Consider the following 7,641-nt stretch of genomic DNA (forward strand, 5'->3'; position numbering starts at 1 on the left):
ACAGAGGACAGAGGACAGAGGACAGAGGACAGGGGGCGGGTGGGCTGGAGTAAGCTAGCGCGATGACGAGCCTCAACCGCGACAGCTGGCTGGCCTCCCTGCGCGCCAGCATTGCCGAGATAACCCCCGCCGAGGCGCTGGCCCGGCAGGCGCAAGGCAGCTTCCTGATCGATGTGCGCGAAGACGGCGAGCGTGCGAGCGGCCTGCCAGTCGGTGCCGTCGGTATCTCGCGCGGCTTTCTTGAGCTACGCATCGAACAACTGCTGCCTGATCGCAACCAGCCCGTGCTCCTGCTGTGCGGCAGCGGCCAACGCTCGCTGCTCGCTGCCGAGGCGCTGCAGCGCATGGGTTACCAGCACGTGTTCTCAGTGGCCGGCGGTTTCCAGCAATGGAAGGCGGAAGGCCTGCCTGTTGCCATGGGTGCATTGGATAGCGATGCCGCCGAACGCTACGCGCGCCAACTCCAGTTGCCCCAGGTGGGTGAAGCAGGGCAGGCGAAGTTGACGTCGGCACGCGTCGCCTTGCTGGGCGCGGGCGGTCTGGGTGCGCCGGCTGCGCTTTATCTGGCAGCCGCCGGCATTGGGCAGCTCACCCTGATCGACGATGATCGCGTCGAGCGATCCAATCTGCACAGGCAGGTCATACACGCCGATGCACGCGTCGGCATGGCCAAGACCGAGTCGGCGCGCATCGCGCTTGCGGCACTTAATCCGCGCGTGCGCGTGGAAATTCGCAACGAACGTCTGCAGGCCGACAACGTCGAGCGTCTGTTGGCGGATCACGATCTGGTGATCGACGGTGCGGATAATTTTCCTGCACGCTATCTGATCGCCGCCGCCTCCCGGCGTTTGCAGCTGCCCATGGTCTACGGCGCAGTGGAGCGCTTCACCGGACAGGTGAGCGTGTTCGACCCGCGTCGCGCGGACTCGCCGTGCTATCGCTGCCTGTTCCCCGAGCCGCCTGCCGCGGCCGATGCGCCCAACTGCAGCGAAGCCGGCGTGCTTGGCGTATTGCCCGGTATCGTCGGTTTGCTGCAGGCCACTGAAGCGCTCAAGCTCATCCTCGGTATCGGTGAACCGCTGGTCGGTCGCCTGCTGAACTTCGATGCGTTGGCCATGCGCTTTCGCGAGACGCGGCTGCCGCGCGATCCGGGTTGCCCGGGCTGCGGCGATGGCGCCACGTTCCACGGCTACGAGGATCTGGTGCAGCTCTGCGCCGCGGCAGGCTGATCAGCGCAAGTCATTCGCGATCAGCGAATAGATCGCCGCATCCTGCGGCTCGCCGCGCAGCATGAGCCGTTGGCGCGCGATGCTTTCAAACTGTGCGCCTGCCTTTTCGGCGGCACGGCGACTGGCCTGATTGTCTGCGGCGATCACGATTTCCAGTCGGCGCAGATCCGTGGCCTGCAGCGCATGCCGTGCCAGCAGGCGCACCGCCCGGGTGGCGACGCCTTGCTCCTGGCGCGCCTGGCGTACCCAGTAGCCAAGATTGGCCATGCCGTATTCGGGCTGCCAGTGATTGAGCGAGATGCTGCCGATGAGCTCGTCACTGGCGCGATCAGCCATGACCAGCGCGCATTCGTCGCCGGCGCCCTGCCAGGCCAGCCGCGTCTTGGCGATCCAGTGGCGGGCATCGTCCAGGCTGTACGCCGGCGTGCACCAGTCCTGCCAGCGACCGATGGTGGCCATCGACTCGTGCAGGGCGGCGTGCAAGCCATGCAGGTCGGGCGGCCGATACGGGCGCAAGCGCAGGTCGCCATCTTCCAGCACGGGACCCGGCGAGGGTTCATCGCGTTCTGGCGGCAGCAGCGAATACACCGCGGCGGGTGCGGCCTCGCCGCGATGGATGATCCGGTTCGGTGAGATGCCGTCGAAAAAGGCGCCCAGGCGCTCGGCCGTGCGCCGGCTGGCCACGTTGTCGACGGCGATGACGATCTCGATGCGTACCAGGCCTAACACCTCGAAGCCGAATTCGGCCAAGGCGCGAGCCGCGCGCGTGGCGACGCCCTGGCCCTGATCCGACTGGCGCACCCAGTACCCGAGGTTCGCACTGCCGCGCTTGGGGTCGATGCGATTGAGCGCCACGTCGCCCAACGCTCGGCCTTGCGCGTCGAAGATGCCAAAGGCGTAGGCATCGCCGCGCTCGCGGCCGGCCTGGCAGTCGGCGATCCATTGGGCGCTCTCTTCCAGGGTGTAGCCCTCATGCAGCCAGGGCAACCATGGACCCACCGAGGCGATCGATTCGCGGGTGGCCTCGAACAGGGCTTGCGCATCGTCGGCCTGCCACGGCCGCAGACGTATGCCGTGGGCGTCCAGTTCCAGTGGGGTGGTCAGGCGTGTTGTGGCAGCCATGCGATCTCGTTTGTATGCGTACGGCCAATAGCGTTAACCGGCCCTAGCCGGGATAATACGTTCCTTTGCAGGCAGCCCCGATCATGAGCGCACGTATCCTCGACGGCAAACGCATCGCCCAGGAACTGATGGATCGGATCGGGCGCCGGGTTGCCGAGCGCTCGGCCAAGGGGCTGGACGTGCCCGGGCTCGCCGTGGTGCTGGTGGGCGACGACGCGGCCTCCTCGGTCTACGTACGCAATAAACGCAAAGCCTGCCATCAGGTGGGCTTCCGTTCGTTCGATTTCGACTTGCCCTCGCGCACCAGCCAGGAAGAACTGATCGCACTGATCGACCAGCTCAATGCCGATCCGGCCGTGCACGGCATCCTGGTGCAGTCGCCGCTGCCCGACCACATCGATGAGGATGCGCTGGTCGATCGCATTGATCCGGGCAAGGATGTCGATGGCTTCCAGGCCGTCAACGTCGGTCGCCTGGCACTGCGCCGCTTCGGCCTGCGTCCGTGCACGCCGCGTGGCGTGATGACCTTGCTCGGCCACACCGATCGTCCGGTGCGCGGTCAGCACGCGGTGGTGGTCGGTGTTTCCAATCACGTGGGTCGCCCGCTGGCGCTGGAATTGTTGATTGCCGGCTGCACCACCACCTGCTGCCACAAGTTCACCCGCGACCTGGAAGGCTTCGTGCGCCAGGCCGACATCGTGATCGTCGCGGTCGGTCGGCCGGGTCTCGTCAAGGGCGAATGGATCAAGCCGGGCGCCGTGGTGGTGGACGTGGGCATCAATCGCCTGGAAGACGGCCGGCTGGTGGGCGACGTGGACTTCGCCACGGCCGCCGAACGCGCCAGCTGGATCACGCCGGTGCCGGGCGGCGTCGGTCCCATGACGGTGGCGACGCTGCTGGAAAACACGCTGGAAGCGGCGGACGCGCGCGACGCTGCTCGCCAGGGCTGAGCCCTCCCTTAGGTGTGGGAGCGCACCCTGTGCGCGACAAACCTACGGAGCGAGGGACAAAACGCATGCGCATCCTCGCCGAGGCTCTCACCTACGACGATGTTTACCTCGTTCCGGCTCATTCGGCCGTTCTGCCACGTGATGTAGACACTTCCACGCGGCTCACCCGAAACCTGCGCCTGAACATTCCCATCGTGTCCGCCGCCATGGACACCGTGACCGAAGCCCGCCTCGCCATCACCATGGCCCAGCAGGGCGGCATCGGCATCATCCACAAGAACATGACCGCCGAACAGCAGGCTGCCGAAGTGCGTCTGGTGAAGAAGTTCGAAGCAGGCGTGATTCGCAGTCCTATTTCGGTTGGTCCGAATACTTCCATTCGCGAAGTGCTGCAGCTGACCCGTGCGTACAACATCTCCGGCGTGCCGGTGGTGGACGGCGAACAGTTGGTGGGCATCGTCACCAGCCGCGATCTGCGCTTCGAGCGCAAGCATGAAGATCCCGTGCGCAACATCATGACCCGTCAGGAGAAGCTGGTGACGGTGCGTGAGGGCGCCAGCCAGGACGAAGTGCTGCAGCTGCTGCACAAGCACCGCATCGAGAAAGTGCTGGTGGTCAACGACGATTTCCAGCTGCGTGGCCTGATCACCGTCAAGGACATCCAGAAAGCCCGCGACAACCCGAACGCCGCCAAGGATCGCCTCGAGCGCCTGCTGGTCGGCGCGGCAGTTGGCGTGGGTGGCGATACCGAGGCGCGTATCGAAGCGCTGGTGGACGCCGGTGTGGACGTGCTGGTGGTCGACACCGCGCACGGTCATTCCCAGGGCGTGATCGACCGCGCCGGCTGGGTGAAGAAGCGCTACCCGCAGGTGCAGGTGATCGSCGGCAATATCGYCACCGGCGAWGCSGCGCGCGCGCTGSTCGATGCCGGCGTCGATGCGGTGAAGGTGGGCGTGGGTCCCGGCTCGATCTGCACCACGCGCGTTGTCGCTGGTGTGGGCGTGCCGCAGATCACCGCGATCGACCTCGTAGCGACCGCGCTGAAGGATGAGATCCCGCTGATCGCTGACGGYGGCATCCGCTACTCGGGCGACATCSCCAAGGCGCTCGCCGCCGGTGCATCCACCGTGATGCTGGGTTCGATGTTTGCCGGTACCGAAGAATCGCCGGGCGATGTCGAACTGTTCCAGGGCCGCCAGTACAAGAGCTACCGTGGCATGGGTTCGCTGGGCGCGATGGCGCTGGGCTCCAAGGACCGCTATTTCCAGGACGAAGCCGACGCCGATAAGCTGGTGCCCGAAGGCATCGAAGGTCGCGTGCCGTACCGTGGTTCGCTGCGCAAMATCATCCACCAGCTGATCGGCGGCCTGCGTGCCTCGATGGGTTACCTCGGTGCCGCCACCGTCGACGATGTGCGCAACAACGCGCAGTTCGTGAAGGTGACCGGCGCCGGCGTCACCGAAGCGCACCCGCACGACATCCAGATCACCAAGGAAGCGCCGAATTACCGGCTCAATTCCTGAGGGATACGCGCCGGCCTGATGGCCGGCGCATTCGTTTTAACGGGAGGCGACGCCCTTGCGCGTCGCCTTCGCATTCACTGAATCAAGCGCGGGCAGGGCAAGCCTGCAGCGCACCGGAGCCGGACCGTGACCGACATCCATAGCGACAAAATCCTCATCCTCGACTTCGGCGCGCAGTACACGCAGCTGATCGCCCGCCGCGTGCGCGAGATCGGCGTCTACTGCGAAATCTGGGCGTGGGATCACGACCCGGCCGAGATCGCCGCGTTCGGCGCCAAGGGCATCATCCTGTCCGGCGGCCCCGAGTCGACGACGTTGCCGGGTGCGCCCAAGGCGCCGCAGGAAGTGTTCGATTCGCAGCTCCCCATCCTGGGTATCTGTTACGGCATGCAGACGCTCGCCGCGCAACTGGGCGGTGCCACCGAGGCCGCCGACGCACGCGAGTTCGGTCACGCCGAAGTGGATATCGCGCCGACCAGCCGCCTGTTCGCCGGCCTGAGCGATCACGACAGCGCGCATCGTCTGGACGTCTGGATGAGCCATGGCGACCACGTGTCCAAGGCGCCGCCGGGCTTCATCATCACCGGCACCACCGATCGCATCCCAGTCGCCGTGATGGAGAACGAAGACAAGCGCTGGTACGGCGTGCAGTTCCATCCGGAAGTGACGCATACGAAGCAGGGCACCTCGCTGCTTAAGCGTTTCGTCACGGAAATCTGCGGCTGCCAGACACTGTGGACCGCCGCGCACATCATCGAAGACCAGATCGCCCGCGTGCGCGAGCAGGTCGGCAACGACCACGTGCTGCTGGGCCTCTCCGGCGGCGTGGATTCGTCCGTGGTGGCCGCGCTGCTGCACCGGGCCATCGGCGACCAGCTGACCTGCGTGTTCGTCGACACGGGCCTTCTGCGCTGGAACGAAGGCGACCAGGTGATGGCCACCATGGCCGAGCACATGGGCGTGAAGGTGATCCGCGTCAACGCCGCCGAGCGCTACTTCAAGGCGCTGGAAGGCGAGGCCGATCCCGAAGCCAAGCGCAAGATCATCGGCCGCCTGTTCGTGGAGATCTTCGACGAGGAGTCGGCCAAGGTCACCAACGCCGGCCACGGCCAGGTGAAGTGGCTCGCTCAGGGCACCATCTACCCGGACGTGATCGAGTCCGCCGGCAGCAAGACCGGCAAGGCGCACGTGATCAAAAGCCACCACAACGTGGGCGGCCTGCCGGAGCACATGAAGCTCAAGCTGGTCGAGCCGCTGCGCGAGCTGTTCAAGGACGAGGTGCGCCGCATCGGCGTGGAGCTCGGCCTGCCGCGCGCCATGGTCTACCGCCATCCGTTCCCCGGCCCCGGCCTGGGCGTGCGCATCCTGGGCGAAGTGAAGCCCGAATACGCCGAGTTGCTGGCCCGCGCCGACGCCATCTTCATCGAAGAGCTGCGCGCCTGGGATCTGTACGACAAGACCAGCCAGGCCTTCGCCGTGTTCCTGCCGGTGAAGTCGGTGGGCGTGGTCGGCGACGCCCGTGCCTACGAATGGGTGATTGCCCTGCGCGCGGTCGAGACGATCGACTTCATGACGGCGCATTGGGCGCACCTGCCGTATGACTTCCTCGGAAAGGTTTCGAATCGTATTATCAATGAGTTGCGCGGTGTTTCTCGTGTCGTTTATGACATCAGTGGCAAGCCGCCCGCAACCATTGAGTGGGAGTGAGTTCCAGGCTCCGGGCCAACGGTGGCTTTCTCAGGAAGTCGCCGTAATTGATTGATATCAAAGGAATGATGGTGATGGTGGACGAGGGCCGCAACGAGCTGTTGTTCTCCTACGGCACTCTGCAGCTCGAGCGCGTGCAGCTCGCGTCGTTCGGGCGTTTGCTCGAAGGCGAAGATGACGCCATGCCCGGCTATCGCCGGACGCTGATCGAGATCAGCGATCCCGAGGTGCTGCGCCAGAGCGGCGAGCAGTTCCACCCCATCGTCGCGCCGAGCGACGACCCGTCGGACGAAGTCGCCGGCAAGGTGTTCCGCATCACCGCGGCCGAGCTGGCCGCGGCTGATCGCTACGAGGTCGCGGACTACCAGCGTGTCGCCGTGCGCCTGAAGTCGGGCAAACAGGCCTGGGTCTACATCCAGGCCTGAGGGCACTCGCCAGGTGTCGCAGTTTTCGCCCCTCGGCGCGGATCACCCTGACGCGCTCAACGCATTGAACGCCTCCATGTGCTGAACGATGTGGCGCTGCAGTCGCTGCGCGGCGGCAGGCAGCGCTCGCCCCCGTCGGGCCACCAGCTGCGCCTGTACCTCGGTCAGCAAGGGGTGGGCCACGGGGATCGCCTTCAGGGTTCCCCGCTGGAGATCGTCGTAGACGGCAAAGGCCGGAAGCAGGGTCGCGCCCATGCCGCAGMRGGCAAAGCCGGTCAGGCAGATCAGGTGATCCGATTCCATCGCCAGCTTGAGGCGTMGATGCTCGGCGGCCTCGATCTGCTCGACGATCTTGCGTGTTCCGAAGCCGGCATGCGCCAGCGCAAACGGATGCTCGAACAGCGCCCCAACCGGTAGCAGCGGCACCTCGGCCAGCGAATGCTGCGCGCAAACCACCACGCATAGCGGCTGCAGTTGGGAGCGCACCTCTTTCAGGCGGCCCTGGTGCGAGTGGAAGCCAGGCCCGTAGATCAGGCCCAGGTGAACCTCATCCTGCTCGAGCCAGCCGAGTATGTCGTTGATGCTGCCCAGCTGCAGCTTGATGGCGATGCCTGGATGGCGTGCATTGAACGGCTGCAAGACGTGTCGCATGAGGTCATCGGCAAATCCCTGCACGGCGCCAATG

7 protein-coding genes are annotated in these 7,641 nt (G+C 65.8%); 5 read left to right on the forward strand and 2 right to left on the reverse strand.

Annotated elements, in window-relative coordinates; translation table 11 throughout:
* Positions 1–62 precede the first annotated feature (62 nt).
* Positions 63–1,229: a molybdopterin-synthase adenylyltransferase MoeB gene (moeB, locus tag AC1DMG_RS20185; protein ID WP_477175638.1), complete on the forward strand. Its 1,167-nt coding sequence runs from the start codon at positions 63–65 to the stop codon at positions 1,227–1,229.
* Here the strand turns inward: moeB and AC1DMG_RS20190 are convergent, their stop codons facing one another.
* Positions 1,230–2,351: a GNAT family N-acetyltransferase gene (locus AC1DMG_RS20190; protein ID WP_477178941.1), complete on the reverse strand. Its 1,122-nt coding sequence runs from the start codon at positions 2,349–2,351 to the stop codon at positions 1,230–1,232.
* A gap of 83 nt (positions 2,352–2,434) precedes the next feature.
* Here AC1DMG_RS20190 and folD point away from each other — a divergent pair, with 83 nt between their 5' ends.
* The 4 genes from folD (at position 2,435) to AC1DMG_RS20210 (ending at position 6,956) form a co-directional block, all read left to right on the forward strand.
* Positions 2,435–3,301, forward strand: coding sequence for a bifunctional methylenetetrahydrofolate dehydrogenase/methenyltetrahydrofolate cyclohydrolase FolD (gene folD / locus AC1DMG_RS20195; protein ID WP_441602319.1), 867 nt, complete (start codon positions 2,435–2,437; stop codon positions 3,299–3,301).
* A gap of 65 nt (positions 3,302–3,366) precedes the next feature.
* On the forward strand, positions 3,367–4,824 hold the full coding sequence (gene guaB, locus AC1DMG_RS20200) for an IMP dehydrogenase (protein ID WP_477180984.1): 1,458 nt from the start codon (positions 3,367–3,369) through the stop codon (positions 4,822–4,824).
* A gap of 126 nt (positions 4,825–4,950) precedes the next feature.
* Positions 4,951–6,531, forward strand: a complete 1,581-nt coding sequence (gene guaA / locus AC1DMG_RS20205) for a glutamine-hydrolyzing GMP synthase (protein ID WP_477175634.1) — start codon at positions 4,951–4,953, stop codon at positions 6,529–6,531.
* Positions 6,532–6,578: 47 nt separating this feature from the next.
* The gene (locus AC1DMG_RS20210) at positions 6,579–6,956 is read left to right on the forward strand and encodes a gamma-glutamylcyclotransferase family protein (protein ID WP_477175633.1); all 378 of its coding nucleotides are present in this window, start codon (positions 6,579–6,581) and stop codon (positions 6,954–6,956) included.
* Between the two features lie 42 nt (positions 6,957–6,998).
* Here the strand turns inward: AC1DMG_RS20210 and AC1DMG_RS20215 are convergent.
* Positions 6,999–7,641 (reverse strand): LysR substrate-binding domain-containing protein (locus AC1DMG_RS20215; RefSeq protein WP_477180985.1); only part of this gene is annotated, 643 nt, incomplete at its 5' end.

This window comes from Dyella sp. 01N36 (genome assembly GCF_056399745.1).